This window comes from [Collinsella] massiliensis, assembly GCF_002161605.1.
In the GTDB taxonomy this organism is placed as follows: Bacteria; Actinomycetota; Coriobacteriia; order Coriobacteriales; family Coriobacteriaceae; genus Enorma.
Genome location: NZ_NFIE01000029.1, coordinates 1 through 19671, shown reverse-complemented (window position 1 = coordinate 19671; position 19671 = coordinate 1). Strand labels below are relative to the sequence as shown.

Below are 19671 nucleotides of genomic sequence, written 5' to 3'. Positions count from 1 at the left end.
GAAGGGGTCGCCGGGGCCGGGGTAGGTGCCGTCGGGGCCGGGCTCGCCCTGCGGCTCGTTGCCGTGGCGCTTCCAGCTGCCCAGGTGCACCTCGTAGATGTTGAGCGGCTGCGTCATGTGGTCGTGGGCGCGGCGCTCATCGAGCCAGGCGCCGTCGCCCCATGCGTAGCCGGAGAGGTCCATGAGCCGTGAGGCGGTGCCGGGCTGCTCCTCGGCAAAGAAACCGTACGGATCGGCCTTGTAGAGAAGGCGGCCGTCGTGCGTCTCGATGACGTACTTATAGAGCTCGCCTTCGGCGATGCCGGGCACGAAGCCCTGCCAGATGCCGCTCGAGGCGAGCGGCGCGAGCGGGGTCGCCTTTGCATCCCAGCCGTTGAAGGAGCCGACGACGTGGACGCTCCGGACATCGGGCGCCCAGACGGCGAAATGCCAGCCCGCGACGCCGTCCTGGACGTCGGGGTGGGCTCCGAGCTTCTCCCAGCTGCGGTTCCAGGTGCCGGTGGCGAAGAGGTACCGGTCGTTATCGGTGATGATGAGGCAGGGTGCCTGAGCATCGGGGGATGACGCGCCCGCCTTGTGTTCCGCGTTTGCGGCGATGTTGGTATCCACGTGCGCTTCCAATCGTCCGGGCAGCTCGCGGCTGCCATCCCATAGCCTGTGTCGCGGGTTCCGTAGCGTCTCGGGTAGCACGATCGGTCGCGTTCCACGGGCGGGACGCGGGTGGAACCTGGACACGCTTAGGATACCACCGGAGGTGCGGGAAGGGCGCAACGAGGCGAGGGACGGTAGGTATTGGTTCGTGGGCGAACGAGCTTGACAAAGCCGTCCCGTCGCGGTACGGAGCCATTGGCGACGGGTTCATTTGACTCATTGAGTCAATGGGGACGGGTTCAATTGACTCATCGGGCCGCCGCCGGCACGCGCCGTCTCTGCTACCATGCTGAAAGATCGCGACGCGAAAGGAACCAGCATGCCCGCTTCCCCCATTTTCATCTTCGACTGCGATGGAACGCTCATCGACTCGATGGGCATGTGGCTCGACATCCAGCCCAAGCTGCTCGCGAGCTACGGCGTCGAGACGACGGCCGAGGATTTCGCTCGGTTCGAGTCGCTGTCGGTGGAGGAGGAGTGCATCGCCTACCACGAGACGTGGGGGGTGGGCGCGTCCGGCGCGGATGTGTACGCGCGCCTGGACGAGATGCTGCTGCAGGCCTACCGCACCGTGGTGCCCGCGCGCGCGGGCGTGCCGGCCTTCCTCGCCCGGGCGCAGGCGGCGGGCATCCCGTGCGCCATCGCCACCTCCACGCCGGAGCACCTCGTGCGCGCGGGGCTCGCCGCGAACGGCCTCGAGGGGTTCTTCCCCGTCATCGTGACGACGGAGATGGCCGGCCGCTCGAAGGATTTCCCCGACGTGTACGATCTGGCACTCAGCCGCCTGTGCGCGCACGAGGGCATCGAGGTGCCCGCCCGCGGCGAGGTGCGGGTGTTCGAGGACGCGCCGTTCGGCTTGAGGAGCGCGGGCGGCGCCGGGTACCGGACGGTCGGCATCTTCGACCCGCACGGGCGCGGCACGCGCGAGGAGGTCTTCGCGCTCGCCGACATCGCGGTGGACGAGTTCACCGAGCTGGGGGATGCGTTCTGGGACGAGGTGGGTGCGAGCCATGGCGCGTAATGCCCGAGGGCTGCGCGCCGCGCCCGTGCTCGTGGTGGGCGGCTCGCCCGAGCGGGCGTCGGCCGAGACGCTCAGGCGCGCGGCGCGGGGCTGCCAGGCGATCGTCGCGGTCGACCGCGGGCTCGACGCCCTCATCGCGGCAGGGGTGGCCTGCGACCTCTTCTGCGGGGATGCCGACTCGGTGAGCCAGGAGGGCGCGGCGCGCGTGCGCGCGGCTGAGCATGCGAAGCTGCAGGGGGGTGCCGCCGCGTTCGATGTCGTGCGCTACAACCCCCATAAGGACGATACGGACCTAGGCCTCGCGCTCGCGGAGGTCGCTGCGCGCCACCCTGGGGCGCCCGTGCGCGCGACCTGCCTTGTGGGCGGAAAGCCCGACCATGCGCTCGCCGTGCTCGGGCGACTCGCGACGTGGCCCCATGGCGTCGAATGGATCGAGGACGCCTTCGAGGGACGCGTACTGCGCGAGGGCATGGCGTGGGAGATCGTGGACGCGCGGGGCAAGCGCTTCTCCTTCGTGCCGATCAGCGCGGAAGGGGTCGAGGTGTCGGAGCGCGGCATGCGCTGGGAGCTCGACCATGCGCGGGTGCCGCTCCTTTCCGACCTGGGCATCTCGAACGTCATCGAGGCCAATCCCGCGCGCATCACCTGCCATGGCGGCACCCTCGTCTGCTGGCTCTTCGGGATGTAAATTTACCCCAGGGGTATTTTTACATCCGCGAGTCAATTGAACCCGTCCCCAATGGCTCATCCACCGCGAACGTAAAATAACCCCTGGGGTAAATTTACATCTATAGCAAGAGCCCCTCGGCCTGATGCAGGGGAACAGGCCGAGGGGCTCCATGCTAAAGTGCGTTCAGAGCCCGTCTTACTGGTAGTCGAAGACGTCGATCCAGCTCATGAGGAACTCCTCATCGACCTTGCGGCCGCGCGCGAGCTCGGAGGCGGCGATGACGGGGAGCCACTGGCGCACGATCTGCTTGGGCATGTCGGCGCGCTCGCAGTACACGTCGAGGTAGGCCTCGGCCTGCTCCTTGCTCGTGAGCGAGAAGAGCAGGTAGGTCATGGCGACGTCGGCCTCGGGAGCACCCTGGGTGGCGTGCGCCCAGTCGCAGACGGAGAGCGTGCCGTCCTCGCTCACGATGACGTTCGTGGGGTTGAAGTCGCCATGGCACACGCTCGCGCCCTTCTTGAGGCCGTCGAGGCGCTCGAGCAGGTTGTAGCGGGTCGTGGCGTTGATGGCCTCGAGGCCGTTGATCATGCGCGCGTACTTCGGCCCCTGAAGGTTCAGCAGGGGCGAGGAGTAGCCGTGGATCTCGATCTGCAGGTCGACGAACTGCTCGAGGTACTCGCCGAAGCGCTGGGGCTCGGCCTCGATCTTCTCGGCGAGCGTCACGCCGGGCACCTTGCTCGTGATGAGCGCCCAGCCCGTCTCGTCGCCCTCGACCTGGGCGACCTCGAGCGCGCGCGGGCTGCGGATGCCGCACTCGTTGACGCGCGCCAGGTTGAGCGCCTCATTGAACACGTCGGAGACCGGCTTGGTCTCGTTGAAGACCTTGGCGATCTTGTCGCCCAGGTCGTAGACGACCTTGTTGCCGCGACGCGCGATCTCGATCTTGGAATCGGGGAGGATCATAGCGATACCGTCCTTTCTGTGGGTGAACCTTGCCTTCATGGTACCCCTCGATGCGCAGAGCGCCGTCCGCGAACGAGGCGAACGGCGCTCTGCATCAGGTGGGCGCGTTATGCGCCGGCGGGTGCGCGGTGCTTACGCCTCGTAGGACTTCGGCTCGCGGCCGTAGTACGCGTCGAGGTAGAGCTCCTTGATCTCGGAAATGAGCGGGTAGCGCGGGTTGGCGCCGGTGCACTGGTCGTTGAAGGCCTGCTCGCTCATCTCGTCGAGGGTGTCGAGGAAGTACTTCTCGTCCACGCCGTACTCGGCGATGGTCTTCTTGATGCCGATCTCGTCCATGAGGCCCTCGAGCTTCTTGATGAAGTTCTCGAACACCTCGGCATCGTCCTTGCCCGTGCAGCCGCAGTAGCGACCCATCTCGGCGTAGTCATGCAGCGCGTGCGGGTACTGGTACTGCGAGAAGGTGCCCATCTTCACCGGCTTCTCGGCCGCGTTGTAGCGCATGACGCGCGTGAGGATGACGGCGTTGGCCAGGCCGTGGGGCAGGTGATGGTAGGCGCCGAGCTTGTGGGCCATGGAGTGGTTGAGGCCCAGGAAGGCGTTCGCGAAGGCCATGCCGGCGAGGCAGGAGGCGTTGTGCATCTCCTCGCGGGCGTGCGGGTCGGCGGCGCCCTTCTCGTAGGCCGTGGGCAGGTTCTTGAACACGAGCTTGGCGGCGCGCATGGAGAGGCCCTTGGTGTAGTCGGAGCTCATGATGGAGACGTAGGACTCGATGGCGTGCGTCATGACGTCGATACCGGAGGCGCAGGTGAGGCCCTTCGGCGCGGTCATGGCGTTGTCAACGTCGACGATGGCCATGTTCGGCATGAGCTGGTAGTCGGTGATGGGCCACTTGATGCCGGTCTCGGCGTCGGTGATGATGGCGAACGGCGTGACCTCGGAGCCCGTGCCCGAAGAGGTGGGGACGGCCACGAAGTAGGCCTTCTTGCCCATCTCGGGGAAGGTGTAGACGCGCTTGCGGATGTCCATGAAGTCCATGGCCATGTCCTCGAAGTTCGCCTCGGGGTGCTCGTACATGAGCCACATGATCTTGCCGGCGTCCATGGCGGAGCCGCCGCCGACGGCGATGATGAGGTCGGGCTCGAACAGGCGCATGCGCTCCACGCCGCGCTCGGCGTCCTGCAGGCGCGGGTCGGGCTGGATGTCGTAGAAGCAGTCGTGCGCGACGCCCATCTCATCGAGCTTGGCCTCGATGGCGCGGCAGTTGCCGTTCTTGTAGAGGAACTGGTCGGTCACGATGAAGGCGCGCTTCTTGCCCATGACGCGACCGAGCTCGTCGAGCGCGACGGGCGTGCAGCCCTTCTTGAAATACACCTTCTCGGGAGCGCGGAACCACAGCATGTTCTCGCGGCGCTCCGCGACGGACTTGATGTTGAGCAAGTGCTTCACCCCAACGTTCTCGGAGACGGAGTTGCCACCCCAGGAGCCGCAGCCCAGCGTGAGGGACGGCTTCATGGCGAAGTTGTAGAGGTCGCCGATGCCACCCTGGCTGGAGGGCGTGTTGATCACGATGCGGCAGGCCTTCATGGTCTTCTCGAAGAGCTCGATCTTCTCCTTCTCGGCGGGGTGCACGTACAGCGACGCGGTGTGGCCCGGGCCGCCGGCGAGCACGAGGTGCTCGGCCTTGTCGACGGCCTCCTGGTAGGTCTTGGCGTGGTACATGGCGAGCACCGGGGAGAGCTTCTCGTGGGAGAACTCCTCCTTGAGCGGGTCGGTCGAGGTGACCTCGGCGATGAGGATCTTCGTCTTGGCGGGCACCTCGATGCCGGCGAGCTCGGCGATCTTGGCGGCGGGCATGCCGGGGATGCGGTGGTCGAGGGCGCCGTTCTTGAACATGGCCTCGCGCAGGCTCTCGAGCTCCTTGCCCTTCTTCACGAAGTAGCAGCCGCGGCGCTGGAACTCGGCCTTGACCTCGTCGTAGATGGAGTCGAGCACGGTCACGGACTGCTCGCTCGCGCAGATCATGCCGTTGTCGAAGGTCTTGGAGTGGATGATGGAGTTCACGGCGTTGAGCACGTCGGCCGTCTCGTCGATGACGACGGGGGTGTTGCCGGCGCCGACGCCGAGGGCGGGCTTGCCGGAGGAGTAGGCGCTCTTCACCATGCCCGGGCCACCGGTGGCGAGGATGATGTCGACATCGCTCATGAGCTTGTTCGTGAGCTCGAGCGTGGGCTGGTCGATCCAGCCGATGATGCCCTCGGGCGCGCCGGCCTTGACGGCCGCCTCATAGACGACCTTGGCGGCCTCGATGGTGCACTTGGCGGCCGCGGGGTGCGGGGAGATGATGATGGCGTTGCGGGTCTTCAGGCAGATGAGGGTCTTGAAGATCGCGGTCGAGGTGGGGTTCGTGGTGGGGATGACCGCGCCCACGATGCCGATGGGCTCGGCGATCTTCGTCATGCCGTAGGCCTCGTCGCGCTCGATGACGCCGCAGGTCTTCGTGTTCTTGTAGGCATTGTAGATGTACTCGGCGGCGTAGTGGTTCTTGATGACCTTGTCCTCGAGCACACCGCGCTTGGTCTCCTCGACCGCCATCTTGGCGAGCGGGATACGCTGCTTGTTCGCAGCCATAGCCGCCTCGAAGAAGATCTTGTCCACCTGCTCCTGCGTGTAGGTGGCGAAGACCTTCTGGGCCTCGCGCATGTGCGCAAGCTTGGCCTCGAGGGCGTCGACGGAGTCGATGACCTCAGGGACCGCGGATGCCTTTTTCACCATGTGTCTCTCCTTGCGTATGGTGACCTATCCTACGGCCTCGATTTTAGCAAGATATTTCTCGGCGAACGGTAAGATTCCGGTAAATGGCGAATTTAAACGTTTCAACAATTTTGAACGTTTCAATTATGAACGTGCTGGTGAGCGCTTTGAAGAGCTTGTGAAGAAGCAGTGGGGGGATACGCGCGCAGCGTGCGCGCGGCGGGGTGGTGCGGATTCGCGCCACCGGTCGCGGATGGTGGGGAGGGATGGCCGGCGCAATCCCTGCCGACGGGTTCGAGGAGCGGGGGAGGGCGGGCGGCGAACCGTGCCGCCTGGGGCGGGGAACTCGGTATCTCGAGATAAAAAAGGCGCACCCCGGAGGGTGCGCCATAGCATCAAGCATCAGATCCCAAGGAGCGGGAATGTTACGAACGGGCCACCTTGCCGGACTTGAGGCAAGAGGTGCAGACGTTCATCTTCTTGCGCTGGCCATCCACCACGCAGTAGACGCGCTGGATGTTGGGGCGGAACGTACGGTTGGTCACGCGGTGGGAGTGGCTGATGGAGCGACCAGCAACGGGGTGCTTACCGCAGACTTCGCAAACTTTGGACATATTCAAACCCTCCTTGGGTGGTCTGGAACTATCCGGCTGAACAAACAGATAGGAACTATAGCACAAAGCCGTGGTCATGCGTGCAATCTTCATGAAGAGATTTATCGCCGCGGCCGTTTTGACCATGCAAGGCCGTGACGGCGATCGAGGTGGCCCCTGCGCGCACCGGCACGCTCCCGTGCAAGACCCCGCACATCATTATATAGAGTGCTGTGCTGCACTGACCTCGTCGTGCGCACGCTGGGGAGGGCGGTGCCGGGCATGCGGGCGGCGGGTTGGTCGGGATGATGAAGAAGTTGTGGCGCGCGCGGGAGATTCCGCAACCGCGGGGGTCGCCGGGAAGCGGTAGGGTAAAAATCTGCTCACGTTTGTGCGCCGCCATGTCCGACGTGCGTAATATATTACTTGGCAATCCATGGTTCCGGTGTCGCCACCACCCTCACCGCCGCGTCGGCGCGGCCCTGGGGGCATTGGTCGCGTGCCGGGTCATCTGGTATGAGGGGAGTGCCCGGTGAAGATATTCCGCTTTCTCAAGGGCCACATGATCAATCTCGTCATCGCGCTCGTGCTGCTCGCTGCGCAGGCGAACTGCGAGCTCACGTTGCCCGGCCTCATGAGCGACATCGTGGACGTGGGCATCAGCCAGGACGGCATCGAGAGCCCCGTGCCCGACAAGATCAGCGCGACCGACCTCGATAAGGTGGAGCTCTTCCTCACCGACCGCGAGGTCTCCGATGTCGAGGCGTCCTTCAGCGCGCCCGCGTCGGACGGCATCCGCACCTTCACCGGAACGGACAGCGACCGCACCTCCCTTGCGGGCCCCATGAGCGAGGCGGAGATGCTCGTGTACCAGTTCGACCAGGGCGTGCCCGTGAGCGATGTCGCCGACGCGCTCGGTTCGCACTCCTCAGCGGGCTCCAGCGCGCAGGCGCAGGTGCCCACCGCGCAGCTCGAGGCCCTCTTCGGCGACACGATCGACACGACCGACCTCGCCCAGCTCGTGCAGGCGGGCGCGATCTCGCGCGAGGAGCTCACCGATGCCCGCGCCTCCATCGTGCAGTCGCTCGGCGATACGGGCGAGAGCATGGTGGAGTCGCGCGCCATCGCCTACGTCAAGCAGGCCTACGAGCAGGCGGGCGTCGACCTCAACGAGGTGCAGAGCGCCTACCTCTTCCGCCAGGGCGCGGAGATGCTCGCCTTCGCGTTCTTCTCGGCGCTGTGCGCCATCCTCGCCGCCTTCAACGCGTCCAAGACCTCGGCCGCCATCGCGCGCGACCTGCGCCACGACCTCTATGAGCGCGTGCTCGACTTCTCGCCCGCGGAGATGAACCGCTTCTCGGCCGCGTCGCTCATCACGCGCGCCACGAACGACATCCAGCAGATCCAGATGGTGCTCGTCATGTGCATGCGCATCGTGCTTTTCGCGCCGTGCATGGGCATTGGCTCGCTCATCCGCGTGCTCTCGAACCCGGTGGGCCTCGAGCCCATCCTCGTGGTGGCGGTCGCGGCCATCGCCATCGCCATCGGCGTGCTCATGGGTGTCACCATGCCGAAGTTCCGCATCATGCAGAAGCTCGTCGACCGCAACAACCTCATCGCGCGCGAGATCATCACGGGCATCATGCCCATCCGCGCCTTCGGCCGCCAGGCCTTCGAGCAGGAGCGCTACGACGAGGCGAACCGCGCGCTCACCAATACCTACATCTTCACGAACCGGTGCATGTCGGTGCTCATGCCCGTCATGCTCATCGTCATGAACGCCTCGACGGTTGCCATCGTGTGGTTCGGTGGCCAGGGCGTGGACGCCGGCACCATCATGGTGGGCGACCTCATGGCCTATATCAACTACGTCATGCAGGTCATCATGAGCTTCATGATCATCACCATGATTTCGGTCATGTTGCCGCGCGCCGACGTGGCCGCCGAGCGCGTGCAGGAGGTGCTCGCCACGAGCACGAGCATCGCCGACCCCGCGCCCGAGGATCGCGTCTCGCGCGAGGACGGCGAGGGCTGGCGCGGCGTGGTGTCGTACAACGATGTGACCTTCGCCTACCCGGATGCCGACGTGCCCACCTTGGAGCATGTGAGCTTCACCGCCGAGCCGGGCAAGACCTGCGCCATCATCGGCTCGACGGGCTGCGGCAAGTCGTCGCTCGTGCAGCTGCTCCCGCGCCTCTACGACGTCACCGAGGGCTCCATCACGCTCGACGGCGTGGACATCCGCGATATCGACCTCGAGGAGCTGCGCCGGCAGATCGGCTACGTGCCGCAGAAGCGTATGCTCTTCAGCGGCACCATCGAGAGCAACATCAAGTACGCCGACCCCGCGATGCCCGATGCAGACATGTTCCGCGCGGCCGAGATCGCCCAGGCCACGGAGTTCATCGACGCCAAGCCCGACGGCTACCAGAGCCCCATCGCGCAGGGCGGCTCCAACGTCTCCGGCGGCCAAAACCAGCGCCTGTCCATCGCCCGTGCGATCGCCCCGCGCCCGCACGTGCTCGTGTTCGACGATTCGTTCAGCGCGCTCGACTACAAGACCGACGCGACCCTGCGCGCCGAGCTCGCGCGCCGCGCCGGCGACGCCGCGGTGATCATCGTCGCGCAGCGCATCGCCACGATCATGCACGCCGAGCAGATCATCGTGCTCGACGACGGCCGCGTCGTGGGCAAGGGCACGCACGAGGAGCTCCTGCGCACGTGCCCCGAGTACCTCGAGATCGCGAAGAGCCAGCTCTCTCCCGAGGAGCTTGGCCTTGCGGGGGACGCCGCCTTTGAGGGCGCGATTCCGGAAGGGGGTGAGCGCTGATGCCGGGACCGATGGGAAGGCGCGGGCCTGCCGCTGAGCGCGCCAAGGATTTCAAGGGGACGATCAAGCGCCTCATCGCCTACATCGCCCATGAGCGCATCGCGCTCGTTATCGCCATCGCCTGCGCGATCGGCTCGGTCGTGTTCAACGTCATGGGCCCGCGCATCCTGGGCCAGGCGACCACCGAGCTCTTCCAGGGGCTCGCGGCGAAGGTCGCCGGCACGGGCACGATCGACTTCGCGCGCATCGGGATGATCCTCCTCACGCTGCTCGGCCTGTACGTGCTCGCCGCGTTCCTCAACTTCCTCCAGGGCTGGCTCATGACGGGCATCACGCAGCGCGTGTGCTACCGCCTGCGCCGCGAGATCATCGCCAAGGTCGACCGCATGCCGCTCGGGTACTTCGAGACGAACTCCGTGGGAGATGTGCTCTCCCGCGTGACGAACGACGTCGACACCCTCGGCCAGTCGCTCAACCAGAGCGTCACGCAGCTCATCACCTCTATCACGCAGCTCATCGGCGTGACCGTCATGATGCTCTCCGTCTCGGTGGTGCTCGCGGGCGTCACGTTCCTCACGGTGCCCGTCTCGCTCGTGCTCGTGGTGCTCGTGGTGCGCACCTCGCAGCGCTACTTCCGCCGCCAGCAGGCGCTGCTCGGCCGCGTCGACGGCATCATCGAGGAGAGCTTCTCCGGCCAGACCGTCATCAAGGTCTTCAACCGCGAGCAGCGCGCGGTCGCCGACTTCGACGTCCAGAACAAGGGGCTCTACGATTCCGGCTGGCGCTCGCAGTTCCTCTCCGGCCTCATGCAGCCCATCATGAACTTCGTGGCGAACCTGGCCTACGTCGCGGTCGTCTCGATCGGCGCGTTCCTGGCCGTCTCAGGCGCCATCACCGTGGGCGACATCCAGGCGTTCATGCAGTACGTCCGCAACTTCACGCAGCCCATCACCCAGCTCACGCAGGTGTCGAACATGCTCCAGATGCTCTCGGCGGCCGCCGAGCGCGTGTTCGAGTTCCTCGCCGAGCCCGAGGAGACGCCCGATGCCCCCGAGCGCGAGCTGCCCGCCTGCCGCGGCGCCGTCACCTTCGACCACGTGCGCTTCGGCTACGTGCCCGAGAAGACCATCATCCACGACTTCAGCTGCCAGGTTCAGCCCGGCCAGACGGTCGCGATCGTGGGCCCGACGGGCGCGGGCAAGACGACCCTCATGAAGCTGCTCATGCGCTTCTACGACGTGAACGCCGGCTCCATCTCGGTCGACGGGATCGACGTGCGCGACATGCCGCGCGCCGAGCTCCGCAGCAACTTCGCCATGGTGCTGCAGGATACCTGGCTCTTCAAGGGCTCGATCTTGGAGAACATCCGCTACGGCCGTGCCGACGCGTCGGACGACGAGGTCCACGCCGCCGCCCGCGCCGCGCTCGCGGATCACTTCATCCGCACGCTCCCCGGCGGCTACGACTTCGAGCTCAACGAGGACGCCTCGAACGTGAGCCAGGGCCAGCGTCAGCTCCTCACCATCGCGCGCGCCTTCATCGCGGATCGTCCGATCCTCATCCTGGATGAGGCGACCTCCAACGTGGACACGCGCACCGAGGAGCGCATCCAGCGCGCCATGGACGCCCTCATGCAGGGGCGCACGAGCTTCGTGATCGCCCACCGCCTCTCCACGATCCGCAGCGCCGACATGATCTTGGTGCTGCGCGACGGCGACATCGTGGAGTCCGGCACGCACGAGGAGCTGCTCGCAAAAAACGGCTTCTACGCCGAGCTCTACAACGCCCAGTTTGCCGACGAGGGCGAGGAGTAGGGGAGCGGTACGGCGTCCTTTCGGGCGCGCGCCTCATATGTTGCCGAACCGGCGGTGCCCGAGCGGGTGCCGCCGGTTTTTCGTTGTATGCCCGTCCGTTTCGCTGCGCGCCCGCGCCTGCGGCGCACGGGAACTTGTCGTTCGCATGGGCGCGGCACATCGCGCCTGCAGCACGGCGCGCGACGTAGTAAACTGTTTGAGATTACCCCTGTACGCGCTATGCCAAGCCAGGGCATCAGAAAAGGAGATTCCCGTGTCTGAACTCATACCAGGATCTTTGAGTGTCTCGAACGACGTCATCGCCGATATCGCCGGTTACGCCGCCATGTCCTGCTACGGCGTGGTGGGCATGGCCGAGCAGCTTCAGGGCGTCGACAGCGTCCGCATCCTCGTCAATGAGCGCCTGCGCAAGGGCGTCCTCGTCTCGACGCGCGAGGATCACCTCGAGGTCGACCTGCATGTCGTGCTCGAGGACAGCGTCAACATGAAGTCCGTGTGCGCGAACCTTTCGAGCGCCGTGACCTTTACCCTGCAGGAGATCGCGCAGATCGATCCCGCGAAGCTCAAGGTTATCATCCACGTTGACGCGCTGAAGAACCGCGGCTAGCCAGCCCGGATACGTACGCCCACACAAGATAGACGGAGATGCGCAGATGCTATCGAAGACCATCCGAACCTGCTTTCCCATCGCTGCCGCCGCGGTTTCCGATAAGGCGGAGGACATCAACAAGCTGAACGTGTTCCCGGTGCCTGACGGCGACACGGGAACGAACATGTCGCTCACGCTCGCCTCGGTGGTGCGCGAGCTTTCCGGCCTCGGCGCCGACGCCGACATGGAGGCCATCGCCGCGGCCATCACCCATGGTTCGCTCATGGGCGCGCGCGGCAACTCCGGCGTCATCACCTCGCAGATCCTGCGCGGCGTGGCCGAGGGCCTCGTGGGCGCTAGCGACCCGGTGACCTCGGGCGACATCGCCTCCGCGCTCCGCAACGCCGTGAAGGTCGCCTTCAAGGCGGTGCGCAAGCCCGTCGAGGGCACGATCCTCACCGTCCTGCGCGACATCTCCACCCGCGCCGACGCCTGCGCGAAGGCGCACGAGTCGGTCGAGGCCACGCTCGACGCCATCGTCGTCGAGGCCTACGAGTCCGTGGCGCGCACCCCGGACCTGCTGCCCGTGCTCAAGGAGAACGGCGTCGTGGACTCCGGCGCCTTCGGCTTCGCCATCTTCCTCGAGAACTTCGTCGCCGCGGCGTTCGGCCGCTCGACGGTCAAGGCCGAGGACTTCTCCGCCACCTTCGACGCCGACGCCGCCCGCGCCGACGCCCTCTCCCAGGTGAAGATCGAGGCGAACGACGACTGGGAGGGCTCGGAATACCGCTACTGCAACGAGTTCCTCTTCAAGGCCGACGCCCCCTTCGACGAGGACGAGTGCCTCGCCTTCCTCGCCTCCATGGGCGACTGCGAGCTCCTCGTGGGCGCGTACCCGGACTACAAGATCCACGTCCACTCCAACACGCCGAACCTCGTGCTCGAGCACATGCTCCAGCTCGGCCAGGTCTATGAGGTCTTCATCCACAACATGGATATGGAGAGCGCCGAGCGCACCGCGAAGATCCATGCGGACGAGGACGCCGCCGCTGCCGTGCCGCCCAAGCCGCTGGGCTTCGTGGCCGTCGCCGCCGGTTCCGGCCAGGCGGAGATCCTGAAGTCGCTCGGGGTGGACGAGATCGTCTCCGGCGGCCAGACCATGAACCCGAGCACCGCGGATCTGCTCGATGCGGTCTCCCGCGTGAACGCCGAGTCCGTCATCATCCTGCCCAACAACGGCAACATCCGCATGGCCGCCGAGGCCGCCGCGAGCGCCTGCACCGACAAGCGCGTCGCCGTCGTGCCCACCAAGACCGTGCCCCAGGCCTTCTCCGCGCTCTTCGCCGTCCTGCCCGACTCCTCGCTCGAGGACGCCGTCGCCGCGATGACCGAGGCGCTCTCGGAGGTGCGCGACGGCGAGGTCACCACCGCCGTGCGCGACAGCTCCGCGTCCGACGGCTCGCCCATCCATGCGGGCGACGTCATGGGCATCATCGGCGGCTCGATCGACGTCGTGGGCTCCGATGTGAAGCAGGTGACGCTCGACTGCATCAACCGCATGCAGGAGGACGAGGAGGGCGACTCGCTCACGATCCTCGCGGGCTCCGATCTGAGCGACGAGGCGTTCGCGGACCTCATTGCCGCGATCGAGGAGGCTCAGCCCGACCTCGAGATCGACTCCCACCGTGGCGAGCAGCCGCTCTACCCGGTGATCTTCTCGATCGAGTAGACGCATGCCCGCCTCCGAGCGCACGTATTCGCTCTCGCCGGCCAGCGAGCGCCTGCTTGCCGCCGGTGCGCTCGACGAGGATATCGGGCGGCTCAAATATGTTTCCGGTGCACGTGAGGAGGCGCTCAGGCGTTTGGGGATCAAGCGCGTGGGCGACCTCCTCATGCACGCTCCGCGCCGCTACCTCGATTTCACGCACGCCTACACCATCGAGCAGGCGCCCCTGGGGGCGGTGTGCACGGTCGTGGCGACGGTCGACCGCGTGCGCGAGAAGCGCCCGAAGCCGCGCCTCTCCGTGGTGGAGGTCTCGCTTCTCGACGAGACGGGCGTGATGCAGGTCGCGTTCTTCAAGCAGCCCTGGATCGCCCAGCAGCTCAAGGCCGGCGACCGCCTGGCCGTGATGGGCAAGGTCGAGTTCTCCTACGGCTTCAAGCAGATGAGCTCGCCGCATTACGAGAAGCTCGACGAGCGCGAGGCGGCGGGCTCCATCCTGCCCGTGCACCCGGTGGGCGAGGGCATCTCCGTCGCGTGGATGCGCCGGATCGTCGCCGGCGCGCTCGAGCGCGTCGAGGGCTTCCCCGACGTGGTGCCCGCGCGCTTGAGGGCGCGGCGCCGCCTCATGAGCGCCTCCCGCGCGGTGCGCGCCCTGCATTTCCCGTCCTCTGAATCGGAACGCGAGCGCGCCCGGCAGCGCCTCGCCTATGACGAGCTGCTCATCTTGCAGCTCGGGTTGCGCGTGCGCAACGACGCGAACCTCCTTGGGGTCGCGCCCTGCGCGCACGTGGCGGGCGCGCGCGTCGAGGCGCTCAGGCGCGCCCTGCCCTTCACCTTGAGCGACGAGCAGGACCAGGCGGTCGCCGAGATCCTCGGGGACATGTGCGACGGACGCCATATCATGAACCGCCTGCTTCTGGGCGATGTGGGCACGGGCAAGACCGCCGTTGCCTGCATGGCGCTCGCCGCGGTGGCCGATACCGGCTCCCAGGCCTGCGTCATGGCGCCGACGAGCGTGCTCGCGCAGCAGTACGCCGTGAAATGCGGCCCCGTGCTCGACGCGGCCGGCATTTCCTGGGCGCTCCTCACGGGCGCGACCCCCGCCGCCGAGCGGGCCCAGATCGTGCGGCGCCTCGGTGCGGGCGAGCTCACCGTGCTCTTCGGCACCCATGCGGTGCTCTCGGACGACGTGGTCTTCAAGCGGCTCACCCTCGTGGTGATCGACGAGCAGCACCGCTTCGGCGTCCGGCAGCGCAACGCCCTGCGCGCGAAGGGCGAGGGCGCGGACCTGCTCGTCATGACGGCGACGCCCATCCCGCGCACGCTCGCGCTCTCCGTCTACGGCGACCTCGACACGAGCGTCATCCGCACCCGGCCCCGCGCGGGCGCCGGCGTGACCACAAAGGTGCTCACCCCCGCGAACCGCGACATCGCCTACGGCGCCATACGCGACTGCGTCGCCGTCGGCCAGCGCGCCTACGTCATCTGCCCGCTCGTCGCGGAGGGCGACGACGCCTCCGAGCTCGACGACGTGCCGGCCGCGCGCGCGGCGGACGAGGAGGGCGGGGGAGCGGCCCCGCGCCTCCACAGCGTCGAGCGCGAGGTCGAGCACTTGCGGCAGGTGCTGCCTGGCATCTCTGTCCGGGCGCTCCACGGCAAGCTCTCCTCGCGCGAGAAGGACGAGGCCATCGAGGCCTTCCGGACGGGGGAGGCGCAGGTCCTCGTGGCCACGACGGTCGTCGAGGTGGGCGTGGACGTGCCCGAGGCGACGGTGATGCTTATCGAGGACGGCGACCGCTTCGGTCTCGCCACCCTGCACCAGCTGCGCGGCCGCGTCGGCCGCGGTGACGTGCCCGGCCGCTGCTTCATCATGGGGCGCGCGGACGCCGCGTCCGGCCGCTCGACGGCGCGCGAGCGGCTCGAGGCGCTCGCGCGCACCTCCGACGGCTTCGCCCTGGCCGAGCTCGACCTGCGCCTGCGCCACGAGGGCGAGATCCTCGGCCTGCGCCAGCACGGTGGGGTGTTCCTGCGCTTCGTCGACCTCGATGCGGATTCGGCGATCATCGAGGCGGCGCATATGGATGCGCGCGAGATCTTGCGCTATGCTCATGCGCTCGAGGCGCCCGCGACCCTTCCGTTGCGCTATGAGGTCGTGCGGCGCTATGGCGACGTGTTCAAGGAGGTGGGCGGCGGATGAGGATCGTCGGCGGCACATGGCGCGGGCGGCGCATCGAGGAGCCGCGCGGGCGCGAGGTGACGCGCCCCACGACCGATCGGGTGCGCGAGGCCTGCGCCTCGATCGCGGAATCGGCGCTCGCGGAGGGCATCGAGGGCGCGCGCGTGCTCGACGCGTTTGCGGGCTCCGGCGCGATGGGCATCGAGATGCTCTCGCGCGGGGCGGCGTCGTGCGCCTTCTTCGACATCGATCGGGGCGCTGCGGCGCTCGTCCGGTGCAACCTCGAGGCTGTCCGCGCGCCGCGGGACGCCTGGCGGGTCGTCGTCGGCGACGTCCTCGCGCACCTCGCGCGCGGCCGCATGCCGCTCGCCCCTTATGACCTCGTGCTCATCGACCCGCCCTACGCGCTCGGCCCCGCACCGGCCGAGGAGCTGCTCGAGGGTCTCGCGGCCGCGGGCCTCGTCCGCCCGGGCGCCATCGCGCTCTTCGAGCACCGCGCCGACATGCCGGGCGCGCGCCCTGCGGGCTTCGAGCTTCTGCGCGAGAAGCGCTACGGCTCCACGGTGATCGACGTCCTTGCATGGGCTTCTCATACCGATTGCGCGCCCGGCGCCCGGCCGGCCGATGACGTGCTACCCTAACACCCGTTTGAAACGTCCGCTCTGAGAGGGGAACGGCATGCAGCAGGTAATCGAACACGTCCTCGTTCCCGGCACGTTCGACCCCATCACCTATGGCCACATCGACGTCGTGCGGCGCGCCCGCCGCATGTGCCCCACGGTCACCGTCGCGGTGGCCGAGTCGCTCGGGAAGAACGGCGTCGGCACCACCTTCTCGCTCGAGGAGCGGGTCGACCTCGCACGCGACGCGCTTGCCGCCGAGGGGATCGACGGCGTGGACGTCCTGCCGTTCACGGGCCTGCTCGTCGACTTCGCGCGCGAGGTGGGTGCTGGCGCGGTGGTGAAGGGCCTCCGTGCGATGACCGATTTCGAGTACGAGCTCCAGCAGGCGGACCTCAACTACCGGCTCGACCCGGAGCTCGAGTCCATCTTCGTCATGAGCAGCCCGCAGTACGGCTACCTGTCGTCCTCTGTGGTGCGCCAGATCGCGTCGTTCGGCGGGGATGTCTCGGAGTTCGTTCCACCAAATGTGGTCGCGGCGCTCAAGGGGCGCTTCTAGGGGTATACGCCGAACCATGTGGTACCATGGGAAACGATATGGCTGTCTATGAAAGGAGACCGGATGCCGGGCGATAACTTTCCTGGTGAGAGGATCGAGAGCTTGGTAGACGAACTCGAGGGGCTTATCGAGGAGGCAAAGCCTCCCTTCGGCAAGAACGCGCAGTTCAAAGTTATCGAGACCGAGGTCTTCTTCAACATCCTTGACGAGATCCGCATGAGCTACCCGGAGGAGTGGCAGAAGTCGCGGCGCATCCTGAAGGAGCGCGACGAGCTCATCGCCTCCGCCGCCTCGCAGGCAGACTCCATCGTCGCCGACGCCCAGCAGCAGGCGCTCACGATCGCGAGCGAGCAGGAGATCGTCCGCCTCGCGCAGCAGCAGGCCGACGACATCCGCGACCGCGCGCAGCAGTACGAGCGCGAGACGCGCTATGCCGCCGAGGATTACGCTGAGCAGGTCTTCACGCACCTCGAGGAGAACCTCAAGTCGCTCACGGCGACCGTCTCGCGCTGCCGCCAGCAGCTGAACGACGGCGCGAACTCCCAGAACCAGAATGGTGCCTGGTAGCCATGGCGCTCTTCGATCCCGTGGTCGTCGCGCTCGCCGACCACCTCGAGCATCCCGGCGACAGCTACCCCGTCTCGGGGAAGGTCGATGCCGCCTCCTACACCGTGGGCGATAAGGAGTTCTCGCTCGAGGACGGCATCGATTACGATGTCGTGCTCACGCATGCCGGCGACGGCGTGCTCGTGAGCGGCCTCGTGCGCGCCCGCGCGACGGGCACGTGCGACATGTGCCTCGACCCGGCGCACCTCGACATCGCCGGCGAGATCCAGGAGTACTACCTCTTCGACGAGCCGGACGACCCGGAGGCCTACGAGGACGGCTTCGAGGTGATCGGGCCGGAGCGCGAGATCGACCTCGCCGAGCCCATCGCGGACGCCGTCATCACGGACACCCCGTTCGTCGTGCTCTGCAAGCCCGACTGCAAGGGGCTCTGCCCCACGTGCGGCGCGAACCTCAACCACGAGCAGTGCGACTGCGCGCAGCGGGCGTCGGAGGAGGACGCCGCGGGCGCGGACAACCCCTTCGCGGTCCTCAAGAACCTCAAGCTCGACGATTGATAAAATTCAGATAGGCTGCTTTTTATCATTTCCACACACAAAATCCCCTGTACAGGGCATCGTGCAGTGTGCTAATATCACTGCTTGCGCGTATTCGTGCCTTATAGTGAGTATATAAGGAAGGTCATCATGCCAGTACCTAAGCAAAAGCAGGGTCGCATCCGCACGCATCACCGCCGTTCGGCCAACATGAAGATCGATGCCCCCTCCCGTTCCACCTGCCCCCGTTGCGGCGCCGTGAAGCTTCCGCACCACGTGTGCCCCAACTGCGGTTTCTACAAGGATCGCGAGGTCATCGTCACCGAGTAGCGCATGCGCTCGGGAGTTGTGCGATGTGGGTGGCCGGCTCGGTGAGTCGGCCATTTCGTTATATCGAGAGGGAGTCTGGTATGGAAGAGGTGCGCATCGCCGTCGATGTCATGGGCGGCGACGAGGAACCGCAGGTCGTGCTCGACGGCATCGACGCAGCGCTCGCAGCCGATGCGGCGCTCACCGTGCTGGCGGTCGGCCCGGAGGAGATCGTGGCGCCGTTCGCCGAGAGCCGCCCGCGCGTCGAGGCGCTCGTGGCGCCGGACGTGATCGACATGGCCGACGACCCCATCAAGGCGGTGATGTCCAAGCGCAAGTCCTCCATCGTCGTGGCATGCCGCGCGGTGAAGAAGGGCACGGCGCAGGGCTTCTTCTCCGCGGGCGCGACGGGCGCCATCACGGCGGCGGCGACCGCCTACGTCACCCCGTTCAAGTTCGAGGAGGCGGGCGAGCTCCATCCGCTCCGCCCCTGCCTTACCTCGGCCGTGCCGAACCGCGCGGGCGGGCTCACCGTCTTCTGCGACCTGGGCGCCAACCCCGACGTCGAGCCGGGCGACATGCTCCGCTTCGCCCAGATGGGCGCCGCCTACGCGCGCGTGGTCTGCGGCATCGCGAAGCCGCGCGTGGGCCTGCTCTCCAACGGAACCGAGGACACCAAGGGCTCGCATTTCACCAAGGAGTGCTTCGCCCTCATGCGCGACGTGCTCGACGGCTTCGCGGGCAACTGCGAGGGCAGCGACATCGTTTCGGGCTCCTATGACGTGGTCGTCGCCGACGGCTTCGCGGGCAACGTGGCACTCAAGGCCACCGAGGGCGCGGCCAAGTTCATCCTCTCCGAGCTCAAGGGCGCCCTTCTGGGCTCGCTCAAGGGCAAGATCGCGGCGCTGCTCATCAAGAACGACCTCGCCGCCATCAAGGAGAAGCTCTCGGGCGACGCGAAGGGCGGCGCGATCCTGCTCGGCCTGCGCGGCGTCGTGCTCATCGGCCACGGCGCGACGTCGGTCGAGGCCGTGAAGAACGGCACGCTCGCCACCGCCGAGGCGGTGCGCGCCGGCCTCATCGAGAGCATCGTGGAGGCGGTCGGCACCATCGCTCGCTGACCCGGGGCATCGAACGAGCCGCCGGTGGAGTCATTGGGGACGGGTTCAATTTGAACCGCCCCCCGTTTCTTGGACACGGAAATGGAGGTCCGAGAGATGGGGGGCATTCTCATGTCCATCGACCTACGGTACGGGCACGGGCGCGCGGCGAGGTCGCTCGCCGCGGACCTGTTCGCGG

Annotated in this window: 16 protein-coding genes and 1 pseudogene; 13 read left to right on the top strand and 4 right to left on the bottom strand. The window is 67.0% G+C overall.

Going from position 1 to position 19671, the window contains the following annotated elements; translation table 11 throughout:
- Nucleotides 1-609 (bottom strand): annotated as a pseudogene (locus B5G02_RS09625) (1,4-alpha-glucan branching enzyme); the annotation flags it as partial.
- 361 nt (nt 610-970) lie between these two features.
- Here B5G02_RS09625 and B5G02_RS09620 point away from each other — a divergent pair.
- Together B5G02_RS09620 and B5G02_RS09615 are read left to right on the top strand one after the other, a co-directional pair.
- The gene (locus B5G02_RS09620) at nt 971-1672 is read left to right on the top strand and encodes an HAD family hydrolase (protein ID WP_019238433.1); all 702 of its coding nucleotides are present in this window, start codon (nt 971-973) and stop codon (nt 1670-1672) included.
- Complete coding sequence (locus B5G02_RS09615; protein WP_094336057.1) at nt 1662-2360, top strand: thiamine diphosphokinase; 699 nt, start codon at nt 1662-1664, stop codon at nt 2358-2360. The genes B5G02_RS09620 and B5G02_RS09615 overlap by 11 nt, the downstream gene beginning before the upstream one ends.
- A gap of 177 nt (nt 2361-2537) precedes the next feature.
- Here the strand turns inward: B5G02_RS09615 and B5G02_RS09610 are convergent, their stop codons facing one another.
- The 3 genes from B5G02_RS09610 to rpmB all read right to left on the bottom strand — a co-directional run bounded on the left by B5G02_RS09610 (nt 2538) and on the right by rpmB (nt 6670).
- Entirely contained in the window at nt 2538-3305 is a 768-nt protein-coding gene (locus tag B5G02_RS09610) for a phosphotransferase family protein (RefSeq protein ID WP_019238435.1), read from the bottom strand.
- Between the two features lie 132 nt (nt 3306-3437).
- Complete coding sequence (gene adhE / locus B5G02_RS09605) at nt 3438-6077, bottom strand: bifunctional acetaldehyde-CoA/alcohol dehydrogenase (RefSeq protein ID WP_094336056.1); 2640 nt, start codon at nt 6075-6077, stop codon at nt 3438-3440.
- 404 nt (nt 6078-6481) lie between these two features.
- Nucleotides 6482-6670 (bottom strand): 50S ribosomal protein L28, encoded by a 189-nt coding sequence (gene rpmB / locus B5G02_RS09600; protein WP_019238437.1) that lies wholly within the window; start codon nt 6668-6670, stop codon nt 6482-6484.
- Between the two features lie 541 nt (nt 6671-7211).
- On the opposite strand from rpmB, the gene B5G02_RS09595 reads away from it, so the two are divergent.
- The 11 genes from B5G02_RS09595 to plsX all read left to right on the top strand — a co-directional run bounded on the left by B5G02_RS09595 (nt 7212) and on the right by plsX (nt 19493).
- Nucleotides 7212-9479 carry an ABC transporter ATP-binding protein gene (locus tag B5G02_RS09595; protein WP_241146223.1) on the top strand — a complete coding sequence of 756 codons (2268 nt, stop codon included), beginning with the start codon at nt 7212-7214 and terminating at the stop codon, nt 9477-9479.
- Entirely contained in the window at nt 9479-11293 is a 1815-nt protein-coding gene (locus tag B5G02_RS09590; protein WP_094336054.1) for an ABC transporter ATP-binding protein, read from the top strand. The genes B5G02_RS09595 and B5G02_RS09590 overlap by 1 nt, the downstream gene beginning before the upstream one ends.
- A gap of 253 nt (nt 11294-11546) precedes the next feature.
- Nucleotides 11547-11900: an Asp23/Gls24 family envelope stress response protein gene (locus B5G02_RS09585; RefSeq protein WP_026088976.1), complete on the top strand. Its 354-nt coding sequence runs from the start codon at nt 11547-11549 to the stop codon at nt 11898-11900.
- 46 nt (nt 11901-11946) lie between these two features.
- Nucleotides 11947-13611: a DAK2 domain-containing protein gene (locus tag B5G02_RS09580; protein ID WP_094336053.1), complete on the top strand. Its 1665-nt coding sequence runs from the start codon at nt 11947-11949 to the stop codon at nt 13609-13611.
- A 4-nt stretch (nt 13612-13615) separates the two neighbouring features.
- Nucleotides 13616-15802, top strand: a complete 2187-nt coding sequence (locus B5G02_RS09575; RefSeq protein ID WP_094336052.1) for an ATP-dependent DNA helicase RecG — start codon at nt 13616-13618, stop codon at nt 15800-15802.
- Nucleotides 15799-16422, top strand: a complete 624-nt coding sequence (gene rsmD / locus B5G02_RS09570; RefSeq protein WP_094336051.1) for a 16S rRNA (guanine(966)-N(2))-methyltransferase RsmD — start codon at nt 15799-15801, stop codon at nt 16420-16422. The genes B5G02_RS09575 and rsmD overlap by 4 nt, the downstream gene beginning before the upstream one ends.
- A 37-nt stretch (nt 16423-16459) precedes the next feature.
- Nucleotides 16460-16960 carry a pantetheine-phosphate adenylyltransferase gene (coaD, locus tag B5G02_RS09565; protein WP_094336050.1) on the top strand — a complete coding sequence of 167 codons (501 nt, stop codon included), beginning with the start codon at nt 16460-16462 and terminating at the stop codon, nt 16958-16960.
- Nucleotides 16961-17023: 63 nt separating this feature from the next.
- Nucleotides 17024-17527, top strand: a complete 504-nt coding sequence (locus B5G02_RS09560) for an ATPase (protein WP_094336049.1) — start codon at nt 17024-17026, stop codon at nt 17525-17527.
- A gap of 2 nt (nt 17528-17529) precedes the next feature.
- Nucleotides 17530-18084, top strand: coding sequence for a YceD family protein (locus B5G02_RS09555; protein ID WP_094336048.1), 555 nt, complete (start codon nt 17530-17532; stop codon nt 18082-18084).
- A 129-nt stretch (nt 18085-18213) separates the two neighbouring features.
- Entirely contained in the window at nt 18214-18393 is a 180-nt protein-coding gene (gene rpmF, locus B5G02_RS09550; RefSeq protein WP_019238447.1) for a 50S ribosomal protein L32, read from the top strand.
- 80 nt (nt 18394-18473) lie between these two features.
- Nucleotides 18474-19493 (top strand): phosphate acyltransferase PlsX, encoded by a 1020-nt coding sequence (gene plsX / locus B5G02_RS09545; protein ID WP_094336047.1) that lies wholly within the window; start codon nt 18474-18476, stop codon nt 19491-19493.
- The last annotated feature ends 178 nt before the right edge of the window (nt 19494-19671 follow it).

What these genes read in the sequence shown, in the direction of transcription:
- B5G02_RS09555 (WP_094336048.1), top strand. Translation starts at nt 17,530, where the DNA reads ATGGCGCTCTTCGATCCCGTGGTCGTCGCGCTCGCCGACCACCTCGAG.
- B5G02_RS09560 (WP_094336049.1), top strand. Translation starts at nt 17,024, where the DNA reads ATGCCGGGCGATAACTTTCCTGGTGAGAGGATCGAGAGCTTGGTAGAC.
- plsX (WP_094336047.1), top strand. Translation starts at nt 18,474, where the DNA reads ATGGAAGAGGTGCGCATCGCCGTCGATGTCATGGGCGGCGACGAGGAA.
- coaD (WP_094336050.1), top strand. Translation starts at nt 16,460, where the DNA reads ATGCAGCAGGTAATCGAACACGTCCTCGTTCCCGGCACGTTCGACCCC.
- adhE (WP_094336056.1), bottom strand. Translation starts at nt 6,077, where the DNA reads ATGGTGAAAAAGGCATCCGCGGTCCCTGAGGTCATCGACTCCGTCGAC.
- B5G02_RS09620 (WP_019238433.1), top strand. Translation starts at nt 971, where the DNA reads ATGCCCGCTTCCCCCATTTTCATCTTCGACTGCGATGGAACGCTCATC.
- rsmD (WP_094336051.1), top strand. Translation starts at nt 15,799, where the DNA reads ATGAGGATCGTCGGCGGCACATGGCGCGGGCGGCGCATCGAGGAGCCG.
- B5G02_RS09580 (WP_094336053.1), top strand. Translation starts at nt 11,947, where the DNA reads ATGCTATCGAAGACCATCCGAACCTGCTTTCCCATCGCTGCCGCCGCG.
- B5G02_RS09575 (WP_094336052.1), top strand. Translation starts at nt 13,616, where the DNA reads ATGCCCGCCTCCGAGCGCACGTATTCGCTCTCGCCGGCCAGCGAGCGC.
- B5G02_RS09610 (WP_019238435.1), bottom strand. Translation starts at nt 3,305, where the DNA reads ATGATCCTCCCCGATTCCAAGATCGAGATCGCGCGTCGCGGCAACAAG.
- rpmB (WP_019238437.1), bottom strand. Translation starts at nt 6,670, where the DNA reads ATGTCCAAAGTTTGCGAAGTCTGCGGTAAGCACCCCGTTGCTGGTCGC.
- B5G02_RS09595 (WP_241146223.1), top strand. Translation starts at nt 7,212, where the DNA reads ATGATCAATCTCGTCATCGCGCTCGTGCTGCTCGCTGCGCAGGCGAAC.
- B5G02_RS09615 (WP_094336057.1), top strand. Translation starts at nt 1,662, where the DNA reads ATGGCGCGTAATGCCCGAGGGCTGCGCGCCGCGCCCGTGCTCGTGGTG.
- B5G02_RS09590 (WP_094336054.1), top strand. Translation starts at nt 9,479, where the DNA reads ATGCCGGGACCGATGGGAAGGCGCGGGCCTGCCGCTGAGCGCGCCAAG.
- rpmF (WP_019238447.1), top strand. Translation starts at nt 18,214, where the DNA reads ATGCCAGTACCTAAGCAAAAGCAGGGTCGCATCCGCACGCATCACCGC.